Below are 26,005 nucleotides of genomic sequence, written 5' to 3' on the forward strand. Positions count from 1 at the left end.
GTCGTGCGCAGAGTGCGGCGGTGGGCCTACTTGGGCTGGAAGCGCAGCGCGCCGTCGATGCGGATGACCTCGCCGTTGAGGTAGTCATTCTCGGCGATGTGGGCCACCAGCGCGGCGTACTCCGAAGGGCTGCCCATCCGGTTGGGGAACGGCACGGCCGTGCCCCAGGCCTGCTCGGCCTCCTCGCGCTCCATCCGGAACGCCGGGGTGAAGAACGTGCCGGGAGCGATGGCCATGACTCGGATCCCGAGCTTGCTGAGGTCGCGGGCGGCCGGCACCGTGAGACCGACCACGCCGCCCTTGGCGGCGGAGTAGGCGGTCTGCCCGATCTGTCCCTCGAAGGCCGCGATGCTGGCGGTGTTGACGACGACGCCGCGGCTGCCGCCCTCGTCGGGCTCGTTCTTCGCCATCGCCGCGGCACCGAGGCGCAGCACGTTGAAGGTGCCCGTGAGGAAGAGGTTCACATACCACTGGAACTGCTCCAACGGCGCCGGTGAGCCGTCGCGGCCGACGACCCGGGAGGCCCCGGCGCCGCCACCGTGGGCGTTGACGACCACGCGGAGCGGGGCCAGCTCGGCGGCGACCGCAAGCGCGTCCGTGACGCTCTTCTCGTCGAGTACGTCGGTCGGCACGTAGGTCGCCTGATCACCGAGCTCCTCGGCGAGCGCCTTGCCGCGCTCGTCGTTGAGGTCGGCGATCACGACCTTCGTGCCGAGCGAGGCGAGCTTGCGCACCGTGGCCTCGCCCAGGCCTCCGGCACCGCCGGTGACCAGTGCCGACGCGTGACTGATGTCCATGTCCAACTTCCTCTCGCGAAGACGATGCCGTCCGGCGACGTCCTCCCTAAGATGACATACCTGTCAGATAGGACGCAAGGGGTTGTGGGAGGTGAAGACTTTTACGCGTAGTGAGCGGCGCAAAGACGCAGCGATGATGTCAGATGTTGTGGGCGAAGAAGCCTCGGCGAAGGCAGACGACCAGGAGTTCGACGATCTGCTCGTCGGTGGCCTCCGGGCTGAGCTCGCGCAATGCCTCGGGGAGGCGCGTAAGGACGGCGCGGAGGATCAGCGCGGCAGCCGTCGGGTCGAACGGGTAGGGCCGCGTGACCGTCGTCAGCGCCGCCTCCGCGGCTCGGTCGAGCCGTGTCTGCGCATAGATACCGACGTCGGCCACGAGGGCGCTCTCGGTGTTCTGCTCCGCCCACACGTCGATCGAGCCGATGTAGGTGTCCATGAATGCCAGGAAGTCGTGGAGCCAGGCGCGCAGGTCGGTGTCGTCCTCGCTGGTGAGGTCGAGGTCCTGCAGACGGTCGGACAGCTCAACCGAGCGTGCGCAGGCCTCGCTGCTGACGGCAAGCAGCAGATCCTGCTTCTCACTGAAGTACTTGTAGAAGGTGCCGCGAGCGAAGCCGGCCTCAGCCACGATGTCGTCGACGCTCGTGCGGTAGTAGCCCTTGGTGGCGAACTGTGCCGCCCCGGCGTCGACCAGGCTGCGAATCGTGGCGGCGGCGCGCTTGCTGAGTCCGGCGCCGCGCTCCTCGACCGAGAGACCGGTCATCCGCGGTGCCACCGGGTCGGCGATGCGGGCACTGCCGACGGTCCGCGAGGCCAGCGAGGCGAGGATCTCGTCGGACGTCTCGGGGAAGGCCAGCAACTGCAGGAAGATCGAGAGGTTGGAGACCAGCACCTCGAGGTTCGCGTCGTAGGTGCGGCCGGTGTGGTGGAAGAGGTTGAGCCGGTGGACCACGGCGCTGATGACGGTGGCGGTGGTGACCGGGTCGAGGCCGTCGACCTCCGACTGCTCCAGTCGCGCGGCGAGACGCTTGTTGTACTCGGTGATGAACGCCATCACCTCGGGGCGGACCTCGGCGTCGACCGACGCCACGACCGCCCACTGCACGAACATCGTGCGGTACTTCTCGAAGACCCAGCTCCACTCGCCGAGCCACCAGTTGAGGTTGTCCAGGCCGCGCTCGGTCGGGCCGAGCTCGCCGATACGACGTGCCACCCGGATCAGGGCACCGCCGCACTCGTTCAGGAGCTCGACGAAGATCTCGTCCTTGCCGGGGAAGTACTGGTACAGCGTGGCGCGAGAGACGTCCGCGCCCTTGGCGATCGCATCGACGGAGGTGTTGAAGAATCCGTTCTCGGCGAAGAGCTGGAGCGACACGTCCACGATCTTCCGGCGCGTGTCAGCCCCCCGCCTACCGATCTCGGGGCTGGAAGGGCCATAGCTGGCCCGGCGGAGGATGGTGTTATCTGACACGGTGACCATCATAGGGTGCGGGTGCCGTCGCGCCGGGAGGTCGGCAGGTGACCCTCAGCACTGCGACCAGGGGCGCGGTCACGATCCGGCCTCGGGCCCGAGGAGGAAGTCGGCGGAGCCGCTGATCGCCACGCCGCCCGTCTGGCGTGTGCACGTCAGCTCAACCCTGACCCGGCGCGCGCCGCCATCGAGCTCCTCGACCTCGGTGACCGTGCCGGTGCACGTGAGCACGTCGTCGGGCCAGACCTGCTCCCGGAAGCGTACGGCGAAGCGCCGTACGTTCTCTGCGCCCAGCCAATCGGTGGCGTACGCCGCGAGCAGGGCCGCCTGGTGCATCCCTTGCGAGAAGACCGAGGGATTGCCGGCGGCCCGAGCCATCGTGTCGTCGTAGTGCATCGGGTTGAGGTCGCCCGAGGCCCCCGAGTACCGCACGAACATCTGCCGGGTCAGCGGTCCGAACGTCCTCGTCGGGCCGGCGGCACCGGCGACGATGGTGGCCTTCGTGTCGAGGATCGTCGTCGGCTCAGTCACGGGGTGCCTCCTCGGGGGTGGGGTTCTTCGGGGCGGTCTGGATGAAGGTGCCGTGGGCCTCTGCCACGAGCTCGCCCGCGGGGGAGCGGAACTCCGTGACGACAACGGCGAAGTGCATGTCGCCGCCGCGCTTGCCCGGCTTGCTGAAGCGCTCGGCCATCCGCTCCTGAGCGATGAGCACATCCCCGACGCGGGGGAGTGGTCCGTGGAAGACATACTCCTGCTCACCGTGCAGGAGGCGCTTGCGGTCGAAGCCGACGTTCACCCGCGCGCCGGGTGGCGCCCACTGGGTCGCCGTGGTCAGGAACGTCGGCGGGATGATCGCCTCCGGTCCCTGGTAGGCCTCGCTCTCGGACTGCATCGCGGCCGCGAACTCCCGGATCTTGCCGCGCTCGATCAGCACCTCGAACGGCGCGCCGACCGCGCCGAGGGGTGCGGGTTCGGGGGTGGCTGCTGTCATGGCAGGGAGCTCCTTCGGATGGTGTGGTCGTGGAGATAGCGCTCCACGAGGGAGACGGCCGTGGTCGGGTAGCTGCGCGCGATGTCGGGGGCGAGGCCGTCCCGCTCGAGCAGCAGCGCGAGCCGATTGGTGATCAGGCTGAGCGTCACCGCGGCGAGGAGAGTGAAGTAGTCGATGCCCACGACCCCCGCGCTGAGTCGTCCGCCGAGCTCCTCGTAGCGCTGGACGATCTGCTCGTCGTCGGGCATGCCCGGCGGTCTCGTGAAGCCGAGTGCCTCGCAGAGGTAGCGCTCGAACATCAGCCACCAGCCGACGTCGATGTCGGGCGGTCCGACGGTGGCGGTCTCCCAGTCGAAGAGTGCCGCGACGGACAGGTCGTCGGCGAAGCACATGTTGCCCACGCGCGCATCACCCCACACGACACCCGCAGCGGTGGTCGGCGGAAGTGAGGCGACCAGGACCTCGAGCCCACGGCCGATGGTGTCGGCGCCGATCCGGAGCTCGTCGCCGCACCAGGCGTGCCAGGCCACGAGCTGATCGACGTGTCGGCGCAGCGCCGTGACCTCGGCATCGCTCTCCTCGCCCGCGTTGCGGGCCAGGAAGGCCAGGTCGTCCGGGTCCTCGATCGCGTGGACCGCCACCAGGGCCGCCAGGGCGTTGTCGTGCATCCGGGCGCGCTCGGCAGCCGAGAGCGCCATCGTCCAGCCCTGCTTGTGCCAGCTCGGAACGTCGGACGGGACCCGTCCCTCGATCCGGTCCATCAGGTAGAAGGGCGTGCCCAGCACGTCGGGGTCGGCCTCGGTCAGCACGATCTCCGGGGTGGGAACCCCGGGGTGAGCACCCAAGCGCCGCATCACCTCGGCCTGGCGAAGCGCGTCGGGCTGCACGAAGAGCTGGTGGTCCGGCGACTGCATGCGCAGCACCAGGTCCCTGCGTACGGCGACGCCGTCCTCGTGCCACGATGCCGTGAAGAACGCCGTGCGGCCGGAGTAGCCGGCTGAGGGAGCGCGCAGTGCGGAGATGGCGACGTCGCTGCCACCGGGCGCGAGCCGCGCGGGCAGCTGCTCCGCGAGCGCTGCGGCCAGCTCCGCGTCCTGGCCCTTGACCGCGTTCGGATCCGTCATGCACGACCTCCTTGGGAACACTGGGTATATCTGACCATTACTGTCAGAATAAAGCCATGACTTCTGTCGAGAACCTTGCCGACGCGTCCGTTGAGACCATCGGATCGGCACTCCCGCCCTGTGGTGCGTATGTCCTTCCGGGGCGTGTTCCCGACCCTCGGCCGGCCATCGCGCAAGCGCGTGCGGCCGAGCAGCTGGGCCTGGCGACGGTATGGCTCAGTGAGCGTTGGGGGACCAAGGACTTCGGTGTGATCGCCGGTGCGCTGAGTCAGGCCACCGACCGCGTGGGGATCGCTGCGGGCATCACCCATCTTCAATCGCGCCACCCCGCGATGCTTGCCTCTCTGGCGATGACGGCGCAGGCTCTCTCGGGTGGCCGGCTGATCCTGGGCGTGGGCCGCTCGACCGACCGGATGTGGACCGCCGTCGGGCTCCCGCCGTCGACCAACGCCTCGATCGTGGACTCCGCGGACCTGTTCCGGAGGCTCTGCCGCGGGGAGAAGGTCTCCTACGACGGGCCCGCCGGGAGCTACCCCTCGCTGCGCCTGACGGATGTGCCGGACGAGCCGGTCCCGCCACTCGTCTTCGCCGCCATCGGCCCCCGCGGGCTCGCGCTCGCCGGGGAGCACTTCGACGGCGTGCTCCTGCATCCCTTCCTGACGCCGGAGGCGGTCGAGCGCTCGGTGCGCACGGTCCGCGACGCGGCCGACCGGGCCGGCCGTGACCCCGCCTCGGTGCGCGTCTACGCCACCGTGGTGGCGGCCTCCGGGCTGTCGCCGGAGGAGGAGATCGCGGTGGTCGGCGCACGGGCGGTCACCTACTACCAGATCCCCGGTATGGGCGATCAGCTGGCGCGGGTCAACGGCTGGGCCCAGGCCGACCTCGACCGGCTCCGCGCGCACCCGGCCCTCGTCGGTGTGAAGGGGGCGGCCGACTCGGTGATGACCCGCGGTCAGCTCGTCGAGGTGGCGAACGCGGTTCCCGCTCGCTGGCTCAGCGACGCGGCGGCTCTCGGCTCGGGCGCCGATTGCGCCCGGATGCTGGCGGCGTACGGCGCTGCTGGGGCGGACGAGGTGGTGCTGCACGGGAGCACCCCGGACCAGCTCGGGTGGCTCGCCGAACAGATGTGACCCCTTGCACACTGGTGACATGACTGCCAGAATCGCCGACAGCCGAAGCTTTGAGAGGGACGCTGTGTACCACTATGAAGGCACCTACGCCGCTGGCACCTGGGTGCCCGGCGAAGCCTCACGGATCGACGTGCACTCGCCGGCCACCGACGAGCTTCTCGGATCTGTGACCGACGCATCTGCGGCGGACGTGGCGGTCGCCGTCGCGGCAGCCCGCACGGCGCTCGACGATGCCGCCTGGGCGGGGCTCACGCCGGCTGAGCGCGGTGCTGCTCTGGGGCGTCTGGCTGACGGGATCGAGCGGCGGACCGAGGAGCTCGCCGCCCTGCTCTCGGCGGAGGTCGGCTCTCCGCTCCGCTGGGCGAGGTTCGCCCAGATCGGGACCACGGTCGGCGTGCTGCGCACCTACGCCAAGCTCGCCGAGGAGCACACGTTCGAGGAGGTCCGGCGCTCAGCGATGGGTGGCGAGGTCCTCGTGCGCCAGGTCCCGGTCGGCGTGGTCGGAGCCATCATCCCCTGGAACGCGCCGCTCTTCATCGCAGCTCTCAAGGTCGGGCCGGCCCTCGCCGCCGGCTGCACGGTGGTTCTCAAGCCGTCGCCGGAGGCACCGCTGGCCGTCTGCGCGCTGGCAGCCATCGCCGAGGAGGCCGGTCTTCCGCCCGGCGTGCTCAACATCGTTCCCGGCGGCGTCGCCACGGGGGAGGCGCTGGTGGCGGCGCCGGGCGTCGACAAGATCAGCTTCACCGGCTCCACCGCTGCAGGCAAGCGGATCGGCGCGGCTTGTGCCGCCGACGTGCGCCGCTGCAGCCTCGAGCTCGGCGGGAAGTCGGCTGCGATCCTGCTCGACGACCTGGAGCTGGACCGTCGTACGGTCTCCTCGATCGTCTCGGGCGTCATGGCCAACAGCGGCCAGGTGTGTGTCGCCCAGACCCGCCTCCTCATCCCCGGCAGCCGCTACGACGAGATCGTCGGCGTGCTTGCCGAGGCCGTGGACTCCCTGGTGGTCGGCGATCCGGCCGAGGAGGAGACGCAGGTCGGCCCCGTCATCTCCGCCCACGCCCGCGACCGGATCCTGGCGCAGGTCGGCGGTGCCGTCGAGGACGGTGCACGCGTCGTCGCCGGCGGGAGTCCGTACGCGATCGGCGCCGGGTCCTACGTGCGACCGACCCTCCTCGCCGACGTCGACAACGCCATGAGCATCGCCCGTGAGGAGCTCTTCGGTCCGGTGGGCGTGGCGATCCGCTACGAGGACGAGGCCGAGGCCGTGGCCATCGCCAACGACTCTCCCTACGGCCTCGCCGGCGCTGTCTGGTCGGCTGACGCCGAACGGGCGGCCGAGGTCGCGCTCCGTCTCCGGGTCGGATCCGTCGCCGTCAACTCGTCCGCGCCGCTCGACTTCGGCAGCCCCTTCGGAGGCTTCAAGCAGTCCGGCATCGGCCGTGAAGGTGGCCCCGAGGGGCTGGCTGCCTTCCTCGAGCCCCAGACCATCATCCGCTGAACTCAGCGCCGAACACGAAGGACATCACGTGGAGACCAAGGCCGCAGTGCTCTGGGAGCGTCATGCTCCGTGGTCCGTCGAGACCATCCAGCTCGACCCTCCCAAGGCGGAGGAGGTGCTGGTCGAGCTGCACGCCTCTGGCATGTGCCACTCCGACGAGCACATCGTCACCGGGGATATGCCGTTCAGCCTTCCGTGCATCGGTGGACACGAGGGCGCGGGCGTCGTCCTCGAGGTGGGCGACCACGTCTCATGGCTCAAGCCGGGTGACCACGTGGTCTTCGGCTTCATGCCCTCGTGCGGTCGTTGCCCGTCCTGCGCCAGCGGACACCAGAGCCTGTGCGACCTCGGCGCGAAGATCTATTCCGGTCGCCAGATCTACGACGACACCGCTCGCCACCACGCCAACGGGCAGGACCTGGCGCTCGCCTGCGGAATCGGCTCGTTCTCCCACCACACGGTGGTCCACGAGGCCAGCTGTATCAAGATCGAGCCGCACCACGCGCTCGACCGCGCCTGCCTCCTCGGCTGCGGATTCGTCACCGGGTGGGGTTCGGCCGTGTACGCCGCCGACGTCCGCCCCGGCGACACCGTGGTGGTCGCCGGCGTCGGCGGCATCGGAGCTGCCGCGGTCCAGGGCGCCCGGCTGGCCGGTGCTCGCACGATCACGGCGATCGACCCCTCGGAGTTCAAGCGCGAGCAGGCGCTCAAGATGGGGGCCACCCACGTCGCCGCCTCGTGGGACGAGGCCCGAGACGTCGTGGCCGAGGCGACGTGGCACCGCGGCGCCGACAAGTTCATCTGCGCGATGGGCGTCGGCGAGGGGGAGCTGATCGCGAAGGCACTGGCGATGACGGCCAAGCGCGGCAAGCTGGTGGTCACCAACATCCACCCGATGGCGGAGCGGAGCATCGCGGTGAGCCTCATGGATCTCACCTTGATGGAGAAGCAGATCGTCGGCACCCTCTACGGCTCGGCCAATCCGCGCTACGACATCCCGCGACTGCTGGAGCTCTCCAGCGCGGGCGACGTCGACCTCGACGCGATGGTCACGCGCACCTACCCGCTCACCGGCATCAATGACGGGTACGACGACATGCGCGCCAGCCGCAACATCCGCGGTGTCCTCCGATACCCGGCCGCCGGCTGACGAGGCAGAGGAAATCCGGCGATGACAGCCACGGCCGCGGGCGGCCCCCTCGCGGGTCTGCGGGTGCTCGAGCTCGCTGGGATCGGGCCGGCGCCGTACGTGTGCCTGCTGCTGGCCGAGATGGGCGCCGAGGTCATCCGGATCGACCGGGCCGCGAGCGTCGCCTCGGGCAAGGCCCCGACGCCGTTGCAGCGCAGCCGTCCCAACGTGGCGATCGACCTCAAGACCGAGGCCGGCCGTGCCTTGGTGCTGCGGATGGTGCGCGACGCTGACGTCTTCGTCGAGGGCCTGCGGCCGGGAGCGACCGAGCGGCTCGGACTCGGCCCCGACGCGTGTCTCCAGGTCAATCCGCGACTGGTCTACGGCCGGATGACCGGGTGGGGGCAGGACGGCCCGCTCGCGCAGACGGCCGGCCACGACATCACCTACGCAGCGCTGACCGGCGCTCTGCACATCACCGGTGGTGCCGACAAGCCCCGCCAGGCCGCCAACCTCGTCGGTGACTTCGGCGGAGGATCGATGTTCCTGCTCGCCGGGATCCTCGCGGCGCTGCACGAGCGCAGCTCGAGCGGGCGCGGCCAGGTGGTCGACGCTGCAATGGTGGACGGAGTCAGCTCGCTGATGACGACGATCTACGGTCAGCACGCCCAAGGCACGTGGCACGACCAGCGAGAGTCCAACCTGCTCGACGGGGGCCGTCCGTTCTACGACACCTATAGGTGCGCGGACGACCGCTTCGTCGCGGTCGGCGCCATCGAGCCCTCCTTCTTCGCGGCACTGATGGCGGGCACAGGACTCGACTTCGATCAGCACGACCCGGCCGGCTGGCCCGCTATGCGCGTCGCACTCACCGAGACGTTCGCCACCCGGACCCGCGACGAGTGGGCCGCCCACTTCGCCGGCACGGATGCCTGCGTCGCTCCGGTTCTCAGCCTCGCCGAGGCGCCGCGGCATCCCCACATGCGGGCACGCGGAGTCTTCGAGCCGGTCGCGGGCGGCGCCCAGCCCCGCGTGGCACCCCGTTTCTCCCGGACGCCCTGCCGGTCGCCCGGTGACCTGCACCGGGCCGGCCAGGACAGCCGCTCCGTCCTGGCGCACTGCGGTCTCACCGATGGCGAGATCGACGACCTCCTGGCCGTCGGCGCCGTACGGGAGGCAGACGACGACGTCGATCACTTGGACACACGAGAATGGATGGAGGGTCGGCGATGAACCTGACCATGCTGCTGGAGATGGCCGCCGACGGATTCGGCGACCGCATCGTGATCGGCCGTCGCGAGGACGGCCTAAGCGCTGTCGCGCTCCGCGAGGCCGCCCTGCGCGGGGCCGCACGGATCGAGGCGGCCGAGGCCGATGCCGTGGTCTATCTCGCCACCAACGGTCCGGCGTTCCCGGTCGCCATGTTCGCGGCCGCCTACGCCGGTGTTCCGCTGGTGCCGCTCAACTTCCGCCTCGGCGCAGAGCAGCTCGACAGCCTCCTGGACAAGCACCCGCGAGCGCTGGGCATCGGCGACGTCACGGCCCTGCCGGTGCTCGAGCGACACGGCATGACGGCGCTGAGCGCCGACGCATGGCTCGCCGCGACGACGACGGGCGCGGAGCCGCCCGAGCGCTTCGTCGACAACGACATCCCGGCCGTCATCATCTACACGTCCGGCACGACCTCGGCACCCAAGGGCGTGCTGCTGCGCCACGGGAACCTCACCTCCTACGTGCTCGGCACCGTCGAGTACGCCGCGGCCGGCGTGGAGGAGGCCGCGCTCGTCAGCGTGCCGCCCTACCACATCGCCGCGGTCGCGAACGTCATCACGAACCTGTACGCCGGCCGCCGGGTCATCGTGCTCGAGCGGTTCACCGCGGAGGAGTGGCTCGGGCTCGTCCGCGACCAGGGCATCACCAACGCCCTCGTCGTACCGACGATGCTCAGCAGGATCGTGGACAGCACGGCAGACCGGGCCATTCCGTCACTGCGGACGCTGGCCTACGGCGGCGCACCGATGCCGGGAGCGGTGATCAACCGGGCGCTGGCGCTGTGGCCGCACGTCGACTTCGTCAACGCCTATGGCCTGACCGAGACCAGCTCCACGGTCGCGGTGCTGACACCGGAGGACCACCGCGAGGCGCAGGCTGCCGACGACCCAGGCGCCCAGGCCCGGCTCTCGTCGGTCGGCCGTCCCGTGCCGGGGGTGGAGATCCAGATCCGCGACGCCGACGACCGTGTACTGATGCCCGGCCAGACCGGTCGGATCTGCGTGCGGGGCGAGCAGGTCTCGGCCGAGTACGCCGGCGTGGGGCGGCTCGTCGACGACGACGGCTGGTTCGACACCCGCGACGAGGGATACCTCGACGAGGAGGGCTACCTCTTCATCGGCGGACGCCGCGACGACACCATCATCCGGGGCGCCGAGAACATCGCGCCGGCCGAGATCGAGGACGTCCTCTTCCGTCACCCGGCGGTCTCGGACGCGGCCGTGGTCGGCATCCCCGACGATGAGTGGGGACACCGCATCGCCGGGGTCGTCGTCCTCCGCGAGGGACTCGAGGCAACCGCCGATGAGTTGAAGGACTTCGTGCGCGGCACGCTGCGGTCGAGCAAGACCCCCGACGAGATCGTGTTCTGGCCCGAGATGCCCCGCACCGAGACCGGCAAGCTGGTGAGGCGTCACGTGGTCGCACAGTTCCGAGCCGAGCGGGTCTGATGGACCTGTCGGTCTGGGCTGCGGCGCAGCCCGACAAGGCGGCGGTCGTGGACGCTGCAGGAGCAGTGCTCAGCTATGCCGACCTCGAGGCTCGCTCCAACCGGATCGCTCACCTGTTCCGCTCGCTGGGGCTGCAGCCCGGTGACCACGTCGCGATCCTGTCGGAGAACCGGCTCGACCTGTTCCCGGTGGTGTGGGCGGCACAGCGCACCGGCCTGCTCTACACGCCGGTCAACTGGCACCTCACCGCAGGGGAGGCGGCCTACGTCGTCGAGAACTGTGGCGCCACCGTGACGATCGCCAGCGCGACGCTCGCCGATCTGGCGATGGCCCTGCCCGAGGTCGAGCACCGCTTCTGCTTCGGTGGGTCCATCCCGGGGCACGAGTCGCTCGAGGACCGGGTGCGAGGGTTGCCGGCCACCCCGGTCCCGGATCAGTGCGAGGGCTCTCCGATGCTCTACAGCTCGGGCACGACCGGCCGGCCCAAGGGCATCCTGCCGCCGCTTCCCGAGGCACCGTTCGGCACGGGACTCCGGTTCGACCACCTGATGCAAGCCAGCTTCGGCTTCACCGCCGACACCGTCTACCTCAGCCCGGGGCCGCTCTACCACGCTGCGCCGCTGGGTTGGAGCCTCGGCGCGATGCGCAGTGGCGGCACAGCGGTCATCATGGACCGGTTCGATGCGGAGGACGTGCTCCGCCTGGTCGAGCGTGACCGGGTGACGCATGCGCAGTTCGTTCCGACGATGCTCGTCCGGATGCTCAAACTGCCTGCCGACGTACGCGCCCGGTACGACCTGCAGAGCCTGCGCCTGGTCATCCACGCGGCGGCTCCGTGTCCGGTCGAGGTGAAGCGGGCCATGATCGACTGGCTCGGCCCCATCCTGATCGAGTTCTACGCCAGCAGCGAGGGCAACTGCTTCTTCAGCATCGACAGCGTCACGTGGCTCGCGCATCCTGGCTCGGTCGGCCGATCGGTCCTGGGCGAGGTCCATGTCTGCGACGAGTCCGGCGCCGAGCTTGCGACCGGCGAGGTCGGCCAGCTCTGGTTCAGCGGTGCGGCACCGTTCTCCTATCACGGTGATCCCGACAAGACCGCCGCGGCGTACGACGCCCGGGGCTGGTCGACACTGGGCGACCTCGGCCGGGTCGACGAGGAGGGCTTCCTCTATCTCGCCGACCGGCGCACCGACCTGATCATCTCCGGAGGCGTGAACATCTATCCCCGCGAGGTCGAGGAGGCGCTCATCCTGCATCCGTCCGTCCTCGACGTCGCTGTCATCGGGGTTGCCGACGACGAGTTCGGTCAGCGTGTCCACGCCGTCGTCGCGCCCACGCCCGGCGTGGTGCCGGGCCCCGAGCTGGAGGCCGAGCTCGCCGCCCATGTGCGCCTGCACGTCGCCGGCTTCAAGGTCCCACGATCGTGGAGCTTCGAGGACGTCCCGCGTCTGCCCAGCGGGAAGATCCTGCGGCGGGTGCTGCTCGAGCGCTACCGCCCGAGCGCTGTCAGCTGACCGGGCTCTGAGCGAGGGACTGTCTCGACGAGCTCGTCGAAGGATGCACCCACGGCGGCGCGGGCCGCTCTGATCGCTGCCTGGTGAGCGGAGCAGCAGCCCCGGCCGGCACTACAGGACCAGCTCGGCCATCGTGCGCAGCACCGGCAGGTCGCCGGAGATCAGCAGGGTGGTCGCGGGCGACTCCTTCCATGCGTCGAGGTCGTCGCGGACCTTCTCCTTCGGGCCGATGAGGGACACCTCCTCGACCATCGCGGTGGTGATCGCCGCGATCGCGTCCTTCCTCCGACCGGCGAGGAAGAGCTCCTGGACGCGGGTGGCCTCGCGCTCGTAGCCCAGCCGAGCGAACTTCTCGGCATGGAAGTTCGCGCCCTTCGCGCCCATGCCGCCGATGTAGAGGGCGAGGGCCGGGCGCAGCCGATCGGCCGCGGCCTCGATGTCGTCGTCGATCGCGACGCTGGCCATCGGCAGGATCTCGAAGTCCTCGGCCGTACGTCGAGCGCCGGGCCTGGACCAACCGCGGCTCAGCTGCTCGAGCGCATCGTCCACCTGGCGCGGGGAGAACAGGATCGGCAGCCAGCCGTCGCCGATCTCCGCCACGAGCTCGACGTTGCGCGGCCCCTCCGCCGCCAGCAGGATCGGCGGCCCGGGTCGTCGGGGATGGGTGATCAGCCGCAGGGGCTTACCGAGGCCCGCGCCGCCGGGGTGGGGGAGCGGGTAGTGCGGCCCGGCGCTGACGACCGGCTGGTCGCGCGCCAGGGTCTGCCGCACGATGTCGACGTACTCGCGGGTCCGTGCCAGCGGTCGGGGGAACGGTGCGCCGTACCAGCCCTCGACGATCTGGGGGCCAGAGACGCCGAGGCCGAGGGCGAAGCGCCCCTCGGAGAGGTGGTCCATCGTCATCGCCGCCATCGCCATGGCAGTCGGCGTCCGTGCCGAGACCTGGGCGATGCTCGTGCCCAGCCGCAGCCGGGTGGTGGCGCTGCCGTGCCAGGCGAGGGGCGTGAGGGCGTCGGAGCCGTAGGCCTCCGAGGTCCACGCCGAGTCATAGCCCATCGCCTCGACGGCCAGGAGAGTCGTGCGTACGTCGTGGGGCGGGGTCGCACCCCAGTAGCCCAGGTGCCAGCCGAGCTTCATCGGACACCCGGGTCGCTCGCATGGGCGCGCTCCACGACCTGGTCGCGCCGGGAGGTGATCGTCGCGGCGGTGGCGCCGTGGAATCCGCCGCGGGCGGCGTGGTCGTAGTGCTCTCGCAGCGCCTGGTCGGCGGGGAGTCCGTCGTTCTCCCGCCAGTCCTGGCGCAGTGCTGTCACCATCCCGGCGTCCTGCTCGGCGATCGCCGCCGCGAGCCGCCGGGCCGTCGGCAGCAGCTCGTCATGGGGCACGACATGGTTGACCAGGCCGATCCGGAGCGCGGTGTCCGTATCGATGAAGTTGCCGGTCAGGGACAGCTCGCGGGCCCAGGCCGACCCGACCCGTCGGGGGAGCTGCACTGCGACGGGGCCCGGGTAGACGCCGACCCGCAGATGAGTGTCTGCGAAGCTCGCGCGCTCGGAGGCGACGATGAAGTCGCAGGCCAACGCGAGCTCGAGGCCGCCAGTCACGGCGGCGCCGTTGACCGCTGCGATGATGGGCACGCGCGAGGCGGCCGCCGTCGCGATGAACGGGGGGATGTCGATGATCCGTTCGACGCCCGGATCACGCAGGTCCAGGCCAGCGCAGAAGGCCGGGTCGGCGCCGGTCAGCACGATCGCCCGGGCGCTTTGCGCTTCCTCGAGTGCTCGGCACGTCGCGGCCGCGAGAGCCGCGTTCATCGCGTTGCGCCGGGTGGGTCGATCGAGAGTGATGACGACGACGTCACCGTCCTGCTCGATCCTGATCAAGCGGTCCTGGTCGGGTGCCATCACGCCTCCTTCAAATAGCACTACTGTCAGATCACCCGGCCGAGGGGAGTGCCTTGGTGTCGCTGCGGCGCCTGCGGTGCTGGTGGCTGCCCGGCTGGCCGGGCCTGATCAGGGTGTGGCTTCGTGGGCCTCGAGGCCGGCGACGTAGGGGGCATCCTTCTCGATCAGGCCGAGCTTGGCGGCGCCGCCCGGGCTGCCGAGGTCGTCGAAGAACGCCGCATTGGCCGCGGTGAACGCCGCCATCGGCGCTGGGACGTCATCCTCGTAGGCGATGGCCTCGACGGGGCAGACCGGCTCGCAGGCCCCGCAGTCGACGCATTCGTCCGGGTGGATGTAGAGCATGCGTGCGCCCTCATAGATGCAGTCCACGGGGCACTCGTCGACACAGGCGCGGTCTTTGACGTCGACGCAGGGTTGGCTGATGACGTAGGTCACGGACGTGACTCTAGATCAAAAGTGACATCACTGCCAGATGTGGGCCATTTGCTGCGTTGCTCGCCGTGCGCGCTCGACGCATGGCCAAGGTCACATCGCTCTATCCGGAATCATGGTTCCGAATCGGCTAGACTTGCGCAGTCAGATCCCGTTCGGAAGGAACCTCGATGGCCTTGGCAGGTCGGCGTCCGCATCATCAAGTCACCTTCGCGGTGTTGGCGCTGGGGGTGGGGGCGTATGCGTTGCTCCAGTCCCTGGTGACGCCGGTGCTGACCACCGTGCAGGCGGAGCTGCACACCACGCAGAGCGCAGCGACCTGGGTGTTGACGGCGTACTTGCTCTCGGCGTCGATCTTCACCCCGATCATGGGTCGGCTCGGTGACATGATCGGCAAGGAACGTGTGTTCGTCGCGGCCCTCATCGCACTGGCGGCCGGATCTTTGCTGGCCGCGCTGGCGTCCTCGATCACCGTGATGATCGTGGCCCGGGTCATCCAGGGGATCGGGGGCGGTGTGCTGCCGCTGGCCTTCGGGATCATCCGGGACGAGTTCCCCCGTGATCGGATCACGGGCGCGGTGGGAGCGATCGCTTCGCTGAGCGCGGTCGGCGCAGGGCTGGGCATCGTCCTGGCCGGCCCGATCGTGAACGCGCTGGACTGGCACTGGCTGTTCTGGATCCCGATGGTGATCACGATCATCGCGGCCGTGGCCGCCGTGCTGTTCGTGCCGGAGTCGCCGGTCCGTACGCCGGGTCGGATCAGCCCGCTTCCGGCCATCCTGCTCTCCGGCTGGCTGGTCGCGCTGCTCGTCGCGCTCAGCGAGGCACCGGACTGGGGCTGGGGCTCCGCGAAGGTGATCGGGCTGCTGGTTGCTGCGGTCGTCCTCGCGGCGGCGTGGATCTGGTCTGAGCAGCACTCGACGACCCCGTTGATCGACATGCGCATGATGCGGCTGACGGCGGTGTGGACCAACAACCTGGTCGCCCTGCTGATCGGCGTGGGGATGTATGCCACCTTCGCCTTCCTGCCGGAGTTCGTGCAGACCCCGAGCGACACCGGCTATGGCTTCGGTGCGAGCATCACCCAATCGGGCCTGATGCTGCTGCCGTCTTCGATCACGATGTTCGTGGTGGCGATGTTCGCCGGCCGGATGGCCCAGCGGGTCGGCGGCAAGGTGCTGGTCATCGCCGGGTGCGGCATCGGAGTCCTGGCCATGGCCATCCTCGCGTTCGCGCACGGTGAGAAGTGGGAGATCTACCTGGCGACAGCGGTGATGGGGGTCGGGTTCGGCCTGGCGTTCTCCGCGATGTCGGGCCTGATCGTCGCCGCGGTGCCGCCGGAGCAGACGGGTGTGGCCTCGGGTATGAACGCCAACATCCGGACCATCGGCGGCAGCATCGGCTCGGCACTCATGGCCAGCATCGTCACCTCGCAGATCGCCGCTGACGGCCTTCCGAAGGAGTCGGGCTACAGCGCAGGCTTCGCGATGCTCGGCGGTGGCCTTCTGCTCGCCGCCGTCGCCGGCCTGCTGATCCCGCAGCTGCGGGTGCGCCCTGCCCACGACGACACCGACGCTCCTCACCCCGAGCTCGCCATGGTGGCCGGCGGCACGCTGGTCGGAGACGAGAGCGAGTAGCGGCCGTCCGCCCCGGAACGGGCGGCCCGGTGCCCGTCGTCGACGTCGACGGGGCACCGGGCCGCCCGGCACGCACCTCGCGGCGTCGGCTTCGCTCGAAGCAGGCCAGCCGGTCCAGCGCGCCGCCGCCTCGCGATGCACGCACGCTGAGAAGCAGCGCCCGGGACTCCGACGACGCGACACTAGGATCGCACCGTGCCTGAGACTGTGCCTGCCACCGCGCCTGCCACCGCGCCTGGGACGAGGCCGTCGGGACGCGCGCCGCGCCGCGACGCGATCCGCAATGACGCCCGGGTCTTGGAGGCGGCTCGTGAAGTGCTCGCGGAGTCGGGGCCCCAGGCCAGCATGGAGGAGATCGCCGCGCGCGCCGGGGTCGGGGTCGGAACGATCTACCGGCGCTTCGCCAGCAAGGACGCTCTGATCGATGCCCTGGTCGGCCTGGTCGTCGACGAGCTGGCGGAGGCCGCCGACCGTGCGCTCGCCGATTCCGGGGGAGCGGGGCTGCAGAGCCTCCTGGTGGCGTTGGGCGAGTCGTTCGCGGCTCATCGCCGCTACGCCGGGCTGATGTTCGGTCGCGGAGACGAGGGCGGCGCCGAGCGCATTCGGGGTCGTATCGAGGAGCTCACGCGTCGTTCGGTCGAGGCGGGCGTCCTCAGCCCCGACACCACTGCCGGTGACGTGATGGCGCTGGTCTGGAGCCTGCGGGCCCTGGCCGAGATGACCAGCGACATCGCGCCCGATGCCTGGCGGCGCCATCTCGACATCCATCTCGCCGGCCTGTCCACGCCGGGCTCCCTCAGCCGCGAGCCGGCCATGAGCGCGGATCAGATCAGGCGGATCTCAGCCGTCCCGACCGCGGACAGCCGCGCACCGGGTCCTCTCGAGGCTTGACCCTTCGCGTCGAGGACCAGGCCGTCCGACCCCGGGCGAGCGGATGAACCCCTACACCTCGACCTGGTCCGGCGTCACCCCGGGCGACGGTCCGCAGGAGGTGCACGTGGTCCTGCTCGACAACGGCCGCACCCGTGCGCTGGCCGACCAGGTCGGCCGCCAGGCGCTGCGGTGCATCCGCTGCTCGGCCTGCCTCAACGTCTGCCCTGTCTACGAGCGCACCGGTGGGCACGCCTACGGCTCGGTCTATCCCGGCCCGATCGGTGCCATCCTCAACCCGCTGCTGCGTGGGGTGGGGCACGACGAGCAGGTCGACTCGCTGCCCTACGCCTCCTCCCTGTGCGGTGCCTGCTTCGAGGCGTGCCCGGTGCGCATCGACATTCCCTCGGTGCTGGTCGACCAGCGCGCGAAAGTGGTCGACGCCCGTCGCGGGCACAGGCCGTCGGGCCACACGGCGGAGGCGCTCGCCTTCAAGGGTGCCGCGGTCGCGCTCTCGGACGCCCGCAAGCTCGGCTTCGGCGAGCGGTTCACCCGGGTCGGTCTCGGGGCGGCGCGCCGGCTCGGATCGCTGCCGGGCCTGAGCAAGTGGGCAGGCGCCCGCGACCTGCCGCCGGCGCCGCCGGAGTCCTTCCGGGCCTGGTGGAGTCGCACAGACGGCGGTCGGTCGGAAGGAGAGGGACGATGAGCGCGCGAGCGGAGATCCTGGCCCGGGTCCGGTCGGCCCTGGCCGACGTCACCGAGGTGCCGCCGGTGCCGCCGGCGCCTCGACGGACCCCTGTCGAAGACGTCGTGGAGCACTTCGCCGAACGGGTGGCCGACTATCGCGCCACCGTCGTGAGGAGTACGCCGCAGGACCTCGCCTCGGCCGTGGCCGCGGCGCTGCCCGACGGCGCCTCGGTCGTGGTCCCCGCTGACCTGGCGGTGAGCGTGCCCGGAGCCACCGTAGACGACGGCACCCTGACGGCCGGCGAGCTGGATCGCATCGACGCGGTCGTCACGCTCGCGGCTGTCGGCATCGCCGAGACCGGCACCATCGTGCTCGACCACGGGCCCGGCCAGGGGCGTCGTGCGATCACGCTGGTGCCTGACACGCACATCTGCATCGTCACTGCCGAGCAGGTGGTCCTCGACGTACCTGACGCGGTGGGGCTGCTCGGCCCCAGCGTGCGTCAGGGCCGACCGCTGACGTGGATCAGCGGTCCCTCGGCGACCAGCGACATCGAGCTGAGCCGGGTCGAGGGCGTGCACGGCCCGCGGAACCTGCACGTGATCATCGTCGGGCCGGCCGCCTAGCGCAGGCGGTCGCCTGACGGGACTGCGGCCGGTCGCGCGTCGACCGCGCCGTTGCTCCCGGTCCGGGGCGGGCGCCGAGGTCCTACAGTGGGCCCATGGGGCTCGCGCTGGACGCGGAGTCCGCCGAGTGGGTGCGCGCCCTGTCCAGCAGCGGCGAGGACCGCGAGGCGGCCATCCGACGCCTGCACCAACGATTGCTCGCCGTCGCCCATCACGAGGCCCGACGGCGTGCGAGCGCGTCGCCGGTCGTGGGGCCGGAGCTGGACGACCTGGCCGACCAGGCGGCGGACGACGCCGTACTGGCGGTGCTGGCCAAGCTGCCGACGTTCCGCGGGGAGAGTCGCTTCTCGACCTGGGCCTATCGGTTCGTCGTGCTCGAGCTGTCGCACAAGATCGGCCGGCACTACTGGCGACACACCTCGCCCACCGACGCCCATGCCTGGGACCACCTGCCCGCGACGTTCGGGCTCGAGCCCAGCCACGAGGCGGAGGCGGCGGCCCTGGTCGCCGCGGTCGGGGTGTCGGTGCAGCAGTCCTTGACCCAGCACCAGCGCGAGGTGTTCGTCTCGGCGGTCGTCGACGGCGTACCCCTCGACGCCCTGGCCGAACGCCTGGGTGTCACGCGTGGAGCGGTCTACAAGGGCCTGTACGACGCCCGCCAGGCGCTGCGGACCGCGCTGGTGGCCGAGGGCTACCTCGAGGCGACACCGCCGCGGCGCCGGCTCTACCGGACCCCCGGGGTGAAGGTCAGGACGCGGTTGGAGGGCTTCCTGCACACCGATCCGGCGGACGTGGGCTGCGACGAGGCGCTCCAGCTCCTGCACGTCTACGTGGACCTGGTCCGCGCCGACCGCGGCTCGGCCGAGCAGCGCTTCCCGGGCATCGTCGCCCACCTGGCCGCCTGCGGGCCGTGCGGCGACGACTTCAGCGGCCTGCTGGCCGCCGCGTCCGGGGAGGTCCCGGACACGGCGGACCGGGTCAGTCGGCGGCGATCCCCTCACCGCCGACCGCGTTCGGAACGGTGACGGAGCCGATCCTGGTCAGCACTCCGCCACGGTGCACGGCGAACGTGTCGACGATGCCGGCAGCACCGGTCTGGACGTCGAGGAACCGCCCGTCGGGTGAGGTGGTGGCATCGACGGTCCCGGCATCAGTAGCCGTGGTCCCCGTCGCCGCGAGCCCGCCGAACGGGCTGATCGCGTAGCCGGACAGATTCGCGCTGCCCGCGTTGGAGGCGTACGCGTGCCGACCCGCCACGACGGCCCAGCAGGTGGCTGCCTGGCCGGTCGCCGCGGTGGCCAGCGGGGCCAGGCCGCCGGACGCGCGGAGGCGGAAGGTGGCGACGCTGTTGGTGCCCGCCTCGGTCAGGACCAGGTTGCCGTGGGCATCGAAGTCGAACCCGAAGGGGACGGCACCAGGCAGCGGGGTGGTGACCGGCGTCGCGCTCAGCCCGAATCGACCCAGACCGAAGACCAGCACCGCATTGCTGCCGTTCTTGGTCGTCACCACGAGGCGCCGCCCATCGGGGGTGAAGCCGATCTGTCCCGGAGTGCTGGTGAACTCGGGCGTCTGGTGGGGATCGAGACCGAGGTCGCGGTGCCATCCGGGCACCATGACCAGCCGGTCGCCGAACCGCAGGTAGCCCTGGATCGAGCCGCCGTCACGGGCGTTGAGGACGAACACCCGCTCGCCCGAGACCGCCACGCTCACCGGGAACGTGCCGCCGCTGGGGAGGACCTGGCGGCGCGCGAGCCGGTCGCCTGACGCCGCGAAGGTCGTGATCGTGTTGCTGCCGGCGTTGACCGCGACGAGCAGGCCGTGGTCGTAGCCGAGCGACCCTTCGGAGGCCAGGTGGTCGACGACCGAGCCGGCGAGGACGCCGCCGAGGCCTCCCGTCGGATAGCGGCCGACCTCGTGCAGCGTGCCGACGCGGGAGCGGGCGTAGGCGACGATCGTGTTGCCTGCGGGGTCATCGTTCTGGACGAAGACCGCGTGCCTGGCGCGGCCGTGCCACGGCGTACTGCTGTGCCCGGGGTTGTGCCGGGACGGGTGGCCGTGGGCGGTGGTCGCCGAGGCCGGTACGACGCCGGCCGCGACGGCGAGCCCGATGGTGAGGACCGCGGTGGCGGCCAAGGAGGTGGGACGGTGGACAGACATGATGCTCCTTCGGATCGAGGGTCTCTCATCACGTCTGCGCCCCCGGAAGTCGAGGTCTTACCCCGGATCGGTGTCTTTCTCAGCCGGCCGTCGCGCGTCGCCCCTCCTCAGGGGGCGGTGGGCTGGCAAGCCAGCGGTCGAGCTGCGCGATCGTGTAGTGCCACGACGACTCGCTCGAAGGCTCGCTGTGCGCGAAGCTCCCGGCGAGCTCGAGGCTGACGTAGCCGTGCACCAGGCTGCCGAGCAGCCTGATGGCGTGCGTCTGCTCCGTCGGGGCGATGCGGTAGCCGCTCAGCACGTCACGGGCGAGGTCGGCGTGCCGGCGCCCGGCGGCGATCATCGAGGTGGACCCAGCGCCGCCCGTCTCGGGGACCGGCTGCCGGGTCGCGTCGTAGCGGCCGGGGTGACGGCGGGCGAAGTCGCGCCACGCATCGGCGTACGCCGCCAGCGCCGCGGAGCCCCGCCGTCCCGAGAGCGCCGCTGTGACCAGGTCGGCGGACTCCTCGAGGGCGAGGGCGGCGATGCGCACGCGCAGGTCGGCGTTGCCCTCGACGTACGTGTAGAGGCTCGGTGTCCGGACGCCCAGGCGACGTGCGAGCACCGACACCGTGACGGCTCCGAAACCGGCTTCGTCGGCGAGATCCGCACCGGCGCTCGCGACCCGGTCGAGACTCAGCCCCGCTCGTGGCATCGCGCGCTCCTCAGGTTGCCTAATAGTGTTAGGCAACCTAGCATGCGCCAGCATGATCCCGTTGACCGAGACCGAGCTGCGCAAGGCCTTCGTCAACGTGACCAAGGGCGAGGTGGGCCGGCTCCACCTCCCCGTCGACCTGGCGTCGCAGCCCTGGGATGACCTGGACTTCCTGGGCTGGTGCGATCCGAAGGCGCCCCAACGGGCCTACCTCGCCACGCTCCACGACGACCGGCTGCTCGCGGTCGCGCTGCGGCTCTCCCAGGAGGCGCGGGGGCCGCGCAGGACGATGTGCTCGCTGTGCCTGACCGTCGGCGACGTGGCGCTGATGGTGGCGACGCGCGCGGGGCGTGCGGGGCAGACCGGCAACTCCGTCGGCACCTACATCTGTGCCGATCTCGCCTGCTCGCTCTACGTGCGCGGCAAGCGCCGGATCGCCACCCCGATCACCTACGAGACGCTCAGCACGGAGCAGCGGATCGCCCGGCTCGTCGCCAACCTCGAGACCTTTGTCGGCAGGGTGCTCCGTCCGGCCTGACCGGCTCACCCCCCATCGGGGCGGCATCGGCGGCGCCTCAGGGCGATGGATCGATGCGGACCCGGCGGCGCGGACCTATCGTCGGACCCATGACACAGACGCCGCTCGCCGAGCCGCTACGCCTGGCGACCAGCGCGGGTCGGTGGGTCCTGGTCGCGACGATCCTGGGCTCGGGGCTGGCCGGCATCGATGCGACGGTCGTCGGGGTGGCACTGCCGACCATCGGCCGTGACCTCGGCGCCACCTTCTCCGGGCTGCAATGGACGGTGAGCGCCTACACCCTGACCCTGGCGTCGCTGATCCTGTGGGGCGGGGCGATCGGCGACCGGTACGGCCGGCGGCGTGCGTTCCTGGCCGGCGTCGTCGCGTTCACCGCTGCGTCGGCGCTGTGCGCGGCCGCGCCGAACATCACCTTCCTGGTCGTCGCGCGCGCCGTGCAGGGGGTCGGCGGTGCCCTGCTGACGCCTGCCAGCCTGGCGATCATCGAGTCCGCCTTCGCGCCCGAGGACCGGGCGCGCGCGATCGGCACCTGGGCCGGGTTCAGCGGCGTGGCGACGGCGCTGGCGCCCTTCGTCGGCGGGTGGGTGCTCGCGGTCGCCTCCTGGCGGTGGGTCTTCCTGATCAACATCCCGATGGCGGCGCTCGTGATCGCCCTGACGACCCGGCACGTCCCCGAGTCCCGGCAGGACCGGATCGCTGGAGCGCGCTCCGGCGCCTCGGACTGGCAGGGCGCGGTCCTCACAGTGATCGGCCTGGGCACGCTCACCTGGGCCGCGCTCGGATCCTCCGGTGGGGGAGCCGTGCTCGAACGCGTCGTCGCGGTGTGCGTGGCAGTGGTCGCGTTCTCGGCGTTCGTCCTGGTCGAACGCCGTTCCGACCACCCACTGGTCCCGCTGGGACTCTTCGCCGACCGGGTCTTCAGCGTCACCAACGTGGCGACCTTCGTGCTCTACGGCGCGCTCGGCTGCTTCTTCTTCCTGCTGGTGATCGCACTCCAGATCATCTGCGGCTTCACGCCGCTCGCGGCCGGCGCCGCGACCCTGCCGGTGACGGTGCTGACACTCCTGCTCTCCGCACGCAGCGGTGAGCTGGCAGCCCGGATCGGTCCGCGCCTTCAGATGAGCGTCGGGCCGCTGCTGTGCGCGATCGGGGTGATCCTCACGCTGCGTCTCTCGCCGCACTCCAGCTACTGGGCCGACGTCCTGCCGGCGATCTGCCTCTTCGGTCTCGGGCTGGCGGCCTTCGTCGCACCGCTGACCTCGACCGCGCTCAGCACCGCGCCCATCGAGAACGCGGGGGTTGCCTCCGGGGTCAACAACGCGGTCGCCCGCTCCGGCACGCTGCTCGCGGTCGCCGTCATCCCTGTCCTCACCGGCCTGAGCGGTGCCGCCTACGAGGACGTGGGCAGCTTCCAGGACGGCTATCGGGCCTGTACGTGGGTGATCGCGGTCCTGCTGGTCGGCGCGTCGGCGATCGCAGTGGTGGGCCTGCCGCGGGTGTGCCGGCCGCTGCGGGCGCCGCGCTGCCGGCCCGATCCCGTCGCCGGGTCGCCGGGCCACTGAGGCAGGTCGGTTGTTGGAGGTGGGACGGCCCCGATCTGGCTTCGCGTGCCGGCTACCTCCCGGGTAACGCGGCATCCTGGCGCCGGGGCTTCCTCTCGTGACGTTCCGGCGCTCTGCCACGGACTCGCGGCAGAGCGCCCGATATCCCCGCTGCGCGCAACGGAGATGTCGAAGGGCTAACCGGGACGAATGATTTCCAGGTTGATTCCGAACCGCGCCGCTCTAGCTGCGCCCATGCGACGGCCCGCGCATCGGCGCGGTCCAGATCTCGCCGACCGAGGCAAACCCTCTCAGGAATGCTTCCAAGCGGCGCACTGAAGAATGGCCTTGGTGCCATATTCTCCCGTGCACGCACGGTAGTAAATTGTACCGCCTGATACAGCCTTCGTTGCCGGATCGCTCCCGGCGCCGCTGTGGTTCCACAATTTCGATACGGATCCACTGCTGCCAATCTTCCATTCCGCAACCGCTGAGTGTCCGTCTGGGCACTCGTCGATAGCTTCGACCTTGCCACCAAAGTAGAAAGCCCAAGCGCTGCCATAGCCGCCGGAGGTGCAGTTTCCGCTGTACAAGATAGACGGACCGTCAGCGGCGCTGGCCGAAGTGGTTGTGAGGCCGATCAAGGCCGCTGCCGAGGCAAGAATTGCCCCTATCGCAATGAGAATAGCGCGCATAATTTTCTCCTCTTTTCGGGGTGGGATCGGTGTCGTTGGCCTCAAGGGGATGGGTGCTGCCGAGGTGCCTACCTCTGTGCTGAGTCCTCGGAAGCCAAGTACAAGCAATTTGAATTCGAGCGCTTACATTCGATCTGCAGTGTCGAGCCATCCGGTGAACGAGTCGGATGGCGAAGTTAGTCGTGGGCTGATCTGCGCTGCGCGTCGGATTGTGGTCGGGTGCGTGCAGGCCCACCGAAACCGTTTTCGCCGAGGCTCGGTCGGCTCTGGCCCGGCCGCGATGCAATCGGTGATCCATCGCCGGACCCTGATAATGGCGAAAGCCGCTTGCGAATGAGTCCCCTTTGCGCATCGCCAGGGGTTTCGATAGTGCCGTTGACGCTTCTTCAACGGGTCCTCGTGTCTGGCGCGGTCGCCACCCACGGCGGAACGGGGTGCGCGGAGCCAACTCATCCCATCGGCTTTGCGCTGGAGTCAAGGCCCATCGCACTCACTGCCATAGCATGTCTCAGTAAGGCATGTTTTGTCAATTGATGGTCGTTGTCGGTTGATCGCCGGCGGGGACGAAGTGCGCGGGGCCGGCGCGACCGTCCTCGTCGGTCAGTCGGCGCCACGGTGGCGCCTCATGGCGCGATGTGACTCGGTTGGTGAACCGCTGTCAACGTGAATGTGGCGCGTGTCGCCTCGACACGAGGTCGCACAAAAGTGGGGTACGACGATCAGATTCGTGTGGAGGGGCCGGGGGCCGAGCCGGGGAGCGACGGCAGATCGTGCCTCGTGTCGCGGATATCTGTTCGGACATCCGGCCGGGGCGTCGTAGATGACGCCCAAGGGTGAACGACAGGCCGTGCCGTGAAGTGCCCGAATTTGGGCGAGGCTGGACCAGATCGGAGTGACCTAGGACTGAAGATCTTGGGTCGCCCGAGGCCTCCCGGGCCATCGGCCCTGGTGTTCGAGGCGCCGTCGAAGATGTCCGCTGCCTGTCGCTGCGCCAGCGAGTTCGGCCGGAAGTAATCGAAGAACAAGCTGCAGACGTCTTGCACGAGCTACGAGATGGAGTTGGCTTTCCTCAAAATTCGATGCCAGTCCAGTGGTCTGTCAGGTGCGACTGCAGCCATTGGATTCCGTACGACCACCAGCCGGAGATGAGTGCGAGCCCGACCACGATCATCATTGCTCCGGCGACACATGGGACGACGCGTCCGTGGCGGCGGAAAAAGCTTAGGGCTCCGAGGGCTTTGCGCCAAGCGAGAGCGAAGACAATGAATGGGATCCCGAGGCCTAGCGAATATATGGATAAAAGTAGACCGCCTCGTACGGCGCCGCCGGAGATGGAGGCCAGCGTCAGGATCGCGCCCAGCGTAGGGCCGGTGCAGGGGAGCCATCCGAGGCCGAAGAGCGCGCCGATGACGGGAGCAGCGGCGAGCCCGACCGCTGGAATCCGATGGATCCGATATTCTCGGCTCAATAGCGGAATCGCGCCGATTGTTGCAGCCCCGAAGATGATCGTCATGCATCCGAGTGCAATCTCTAAAGTGCGATCGTGGGCGCTTTCCCATCGGCCGAGGCTCCCGGCCCCAAGGCCTAGCAAGGTGAAGACAAGGCCGAACCCAAAGACGAAGAGACATGCGCCCGCCACCATGCGTCCACGGCTGGCGCTACCGGAGGCAATCTCTCCGCCGGAGAGGCCGGAGGTATACGAGAAGTAGCCCGGCAGCAGCGGAAGAACGCACGGCGAGAAGAAGGACAGCAGGCCGGCGACCAAGGCAACGGGTGCGGCAACCAGCAACGATCCGGAGAAAACCGTTTCTCCCAGCCACTGATGCATGCAGCACCCTTTCCGTTGCGCTTGCGG

At 70.1% G+C, this 26,005-nt stretch carries 25 protein-coding genes; 13 read left to right on the top strand and 12 right to left on the bottom strand.

What is annotated here, in order from left to right; genetic code table 11:
* Positions 1-26 precede the first annotated feature (26 nt).
* From H036_RS0111785 to H036_RS0111805, 5 genes are all read right to left on the bottom strand, one after another.
* Positions 27-797, bottom strand: coding sequence for an SDR family NAD(P)-dependent oxidoreductase (locus H036_RS0111785; RefSeq protein ID WP_017934989.1), 771 nt, complete (start codon positions 795-797; stop codon positions 27-29).
* A 139-nt stretch (positions 798-936) separates the two neighbouring features.
* Positions 937-2,169, bottom strand: coding sequence for a TetR/AcrR family transcriptional regulator (locus tag H036_RS0111790; protein ID WP_198289955.1), 1,233 nt, complete (start codon positions 2,167-2,169; stop codon positions 937-939).
* A gap of 174 nt (positions 2,170-2,343) precedes the next feature.
* Positions 2,344-2,796: a MaoC/PaaZ C-terminal domain-containing protein gene (locus H036_RS0111795; protein ID WP_017934991.1), complete on the bottom strand. Its 453-nt coding sequence runs from the start codon at positions 2,794-2,796 to the stop codon at positions 2,344-2,346.
* Complete coding sequence (locus H036_RS0111800; RefSeq protein ID WP_017934992.1) at positions 2,789-3,256, bottom strand: FAS1-like dehydratase domain-containing protein; 468 nt, start codon at positions 3,254-3,256, stop codon at positions 2,789-2,791. The genes H036_RS0111795 and H036_RS0111800 overlap by 8 nt, the downstream gene beginning before the upstream one ends.
* Positions 3,253-4,380 (bottom strand): phosphotransferase family protein, encoded by a 1,128-nt coding sequence (locus H036_RS0111805; protein WP_017934993.1) that lies wholly within the window; start codon positions 4,378-4,380, stop codon positions 3,253-3,255. Before H036_RS0111805 ends, H036_RS0111800 begins: the two co-directional genes overlap by 4 nt.
* Positions 4,381-4,436: 56 nt before the next feature.
* Here H036_RS0111805 and H036_RS0111810 point away from each other — a divergent pair, with 56 nt between their 5' ends.
* The 6 genes from H036_RS0111810 (at position 4,437) to H036_RS0111835 (ending at position 12,371) form a co-directional block, all read left to right on the top strand.
* On the top strand, positions 4,437-5,510 hold the full coding sequence (locus tag H036_RS0111810) for a TIGR03857 family LLM class F420-dependent oxidoreductase (RefSeq protein ID WP_081615527.1): 1,074 nt from the start codon (positions 4,437-4,439) through the stop codon (positions 5,508-5,510).
* A gap of 64 nt (positions 5,511-5,574) precedes the next feature.
* Complete coding sequence (locus H036_RS0111815; RefSeq protein ID WP_017934995.1) at positions 5,575-7,008, top strand: aldehyde dehydrogenase; 1,434 nt, start codon at positions 5,575-5,577, stop codon at positions 7,006-7,008.
* Positions 7,009-7,036: 28 nt separating this feature from the next.
* A complete protein-coding gene (locus tag H036_RS0111820) occupies positions 7,037-8,158 on the top strand; it encodes an NDMA-dependent alcohol dehydrogenase (RefSeq protein WP_017934996.1) in 1,122 nt (373 codons plus the stop codon).
* A 21-nt stretch (positions 8,159-8,179) separates the two neighbouring features.
* Positions 8,180-9,370, top strand: coding sequence for a CaiB/BaiF CoA transferase family protein (locus H036_RS0111825; RefSeq protein ID WP_017934997.1), 1,191 nt, complete (start codon positions 8,180-8,182; stop codon positions 9,368-9,370).
* Positions 9,367-10,857 (top strand): class I adenylate-forming enzyme family protein, encoded by a 1,491-nt coding sequence (locus tag H036_RS0111830; RefSeq protein WP_017934998.1) that lies wholly within the window; start codon positions 9,367-9,369, stop codon positions 10,855-10,857. Before H036_RS0111825 ends, H036_RS0111830 begins: the two co-directional genes overlap by 4 nt.
* On the top strand, positions 10,857-12,371 hold the full coding sequence (locus H036_RS0111835) for an acyl-CoA synthetase (RefSeq protein WP_017934999.1): 1,515 nt from the start codon (positions 10,857-10,859) through the stop codon (positions 12,369-12,371). Before H036_RS0111830 ends, H036_RS0111835 begins: the two co-directional genes overlap by 1 nt.
* Before the next feature lie 111 nt (positions 12,372-12,482).
* On the opposite strand, the gene H036_RS0111840 is transcribed toward H036_RS0111835, so the two are convergent.
* From H036_RS0111840 to fdxA, 3 genes are all read right to left on the bottom strand, one after another.
* On the bottom strand, positions 12,483-13,508 hold the full coding sequence (locus tag H036_RS0111840; RefSeq protein ID WP_017935000.1) for an LLM class F420-dependent oxidoreductase: 1,026 nt from the start codon (positions 13,506-13,508) through the stop codon (positions 12,483-12,485).
* On the bottom strand, positions 13,505-14,275 hold the full coding sequence (locus tag H036_RS0111845; protein ID WP_017935001.1) for an enoyl-CoA hydratase: 771 nt from the start codon (positions 14,273-14,275) through the stop codon (positions 13,505-13,507). Before H036_RS0111845 ends, H036_RS0111840 begins: the two co-directional genes overlap by 4 nt.
* A gap of 108 nt (positions 14,276-14,383) precedes the next feature.
* Complete coding sequence (fdxA, locus tag H036_RS0111850) at positions 14,384-14,710, bottom strand: ferredoxin (RefSeq protein WP_017935002.1); 327 nt, start codon at positions 14,708-14,710, stop codon at positions 14,384-14,386.
* Positions 14,711-14,877: 167 nt separating this feature from the next.
* On the opposite strand from fdxA, the gene H036_RS0111855 reads away from it, so the two are divergent.
* The 5 genes from H036_RS0111855 (at position 14,878) to H036_RS25710 (ending at position 19,553) form a co-directional block, all read left to right on the top strand.
* Positions 14,878-16,344, top strand: coding sequence for an MFS transporter (locus tag H036_RS0111855; RefSeq protein ID WP_017935003.1), 1,467 nt, complete (start codon positions 14,878-14,880; stop codon positions 16,342-16,344).
* Between the two features lie 195 nt (positions 16,345-16,539).
* Positions 16,540-17,235 (top strand): TetR/AcrR family transcriptional regulator, encoded by a 696-nt coding sequence (locus H036_RS22650; RefSeq protein ID WP_198289957.1) that lies wholly within the window; start codon positions 16,540-16,542, stop codon positions 17,233-17,235.
* A gap of 43 nt (positions 17,236-17,278) precedes the next feature.
* Positions 17,279-17,920, top strand: coding sequence for a 4Fe-4S dicluster domain-containing protein (locus H036_RS22655; RefSeq protein ID WP_017935005.1), 642 nt, complete (start codon positions 17,279-17,281; stop codon positions 17,918-17,920).
* Positions 17,917-18,528: a LutC/YkgG family protein gene (locus tag H036_RS0111870; RefSeq protein WP_017935006.1), complete on the top strand. Its 612-nt coding sequence runs from the start codon at positions 17,917-17,919 to the stop codon at positions 18,526-18,528. The genes H036_RS22655 and H036_RS0111870 overlap by 4 nt, the downstream gene beginning before the upstream one ends.
* Positions 18,529-18,623: 95 nt before the next feature.
* Positions 18,624-19,553: an RNA polymerase sigma factor gene (locus H036_RS25710; protein ID WP_017935007.1), complete on the top strand. Its 930-nt coding sequence runs from the start codon at positions 18,624-18,626 to the stop codon at positions 19,551-19,553.
* Here the strand turns inward: H036_RS25710 and H036_RS0111880 are convergent.
* Together H036_RS0111880 and H036_RS0111885 are read right to left on the bottom strand one after the other, a co-directional pair.
* Entirely contained in the window at positions 19,507-20,685 is a 1,179-nt protein-coding gene (locus H036_RS0111880; RefSeq protein ID WP_017935008.1) for a lactonase family protein, read from the bottom strand. The genes H036_RS25710 and H036_RS0111880 overlap by 47 nt on opposite strands.
* A gap of 79 nt (positions 20,686-20,764) precedes the next feature.
* On the bottom strand, positions 20,765-21,376 hold the full coding sequence (locus H036_RS0111885; RefSeq protein WP_017935009.1) for a TetR/AcrR family transcriptional regulator: 612 nt from the start codon (positions 21,374-21,376) through the stop codon (positions 20,765-20,767).
* 52 nt (positions 21,377-21,428) lie between these two features.
* Between H036_RS0111885 and H036_RS0111890 the strand changes: the two genes are divergently transcribed.
* Both H036_RS0111890 and H036_RS0111895 read left to right on the top strand, forming a co-directional pair.
* Complete coding sequence (locus tag H036_RS0111890) at positions 21,429-21,914, top strand: FBP domain-containing protein (protein ID WP_017935010.1); 486 nt, start codon at positions 21,429-21,431, stop codon at positions 21,912-21,914.
* An 89-nt stretch (positions 21,915-22,003) separates the two neighbouring features.
* Entirely contained in the window at positions 22,004-23,476 is a 1,473-nt protein-coding gene (locus H036_RS0111895) for an MFS transporter (protein ID WP_017935011.1), read from the top strand.
* A gap of 290 nt (positions 23,477-23,766) precedes the next feature.
* On the opposite strand, the gene H036_RS25385 is transcribed toward H036_RS0111895, so the two are convergent.
* Both H036_RS25385 and H036_RS0111900 read right to left on the bottom strand, forming a co-directional pair.
* A complete protein-coding gene (locus H036_RS25385; protein WP_157417273.1) occupies positions 23,767-24,150 on the bottom strand; it encodes a hypothetical protein in 384 nt (127 codons plus the stop codon).
* A gap of 1,069 nt (positions 24,151-25,219) precedes the next feature.
* Positions 25,220-25,978 carry a cytochrome c biogenesis CcdA family protein gene (locus H036_RS0111900; protein ID WP_017935012.1) on the bottom strand — a complete coding sequence of 253 codons (759 nt, stop codon included), beginning with the start codon at positions 25,976-25,978 and terminating at the stop codon, positions 25,220-25,222.
* Positions 25,979-26,005 lie beyond the last annotated feature (27 nt).

Origin of the sequence: Nocardioides sp. Iso805N, from assembly GCF_000364605.1 — a bacterium.
Lineage (GTDB): Bacteria > Actinomycetota > Actinomycetes > Propionibacteriales > Nocardioidaceae > Nocardioides.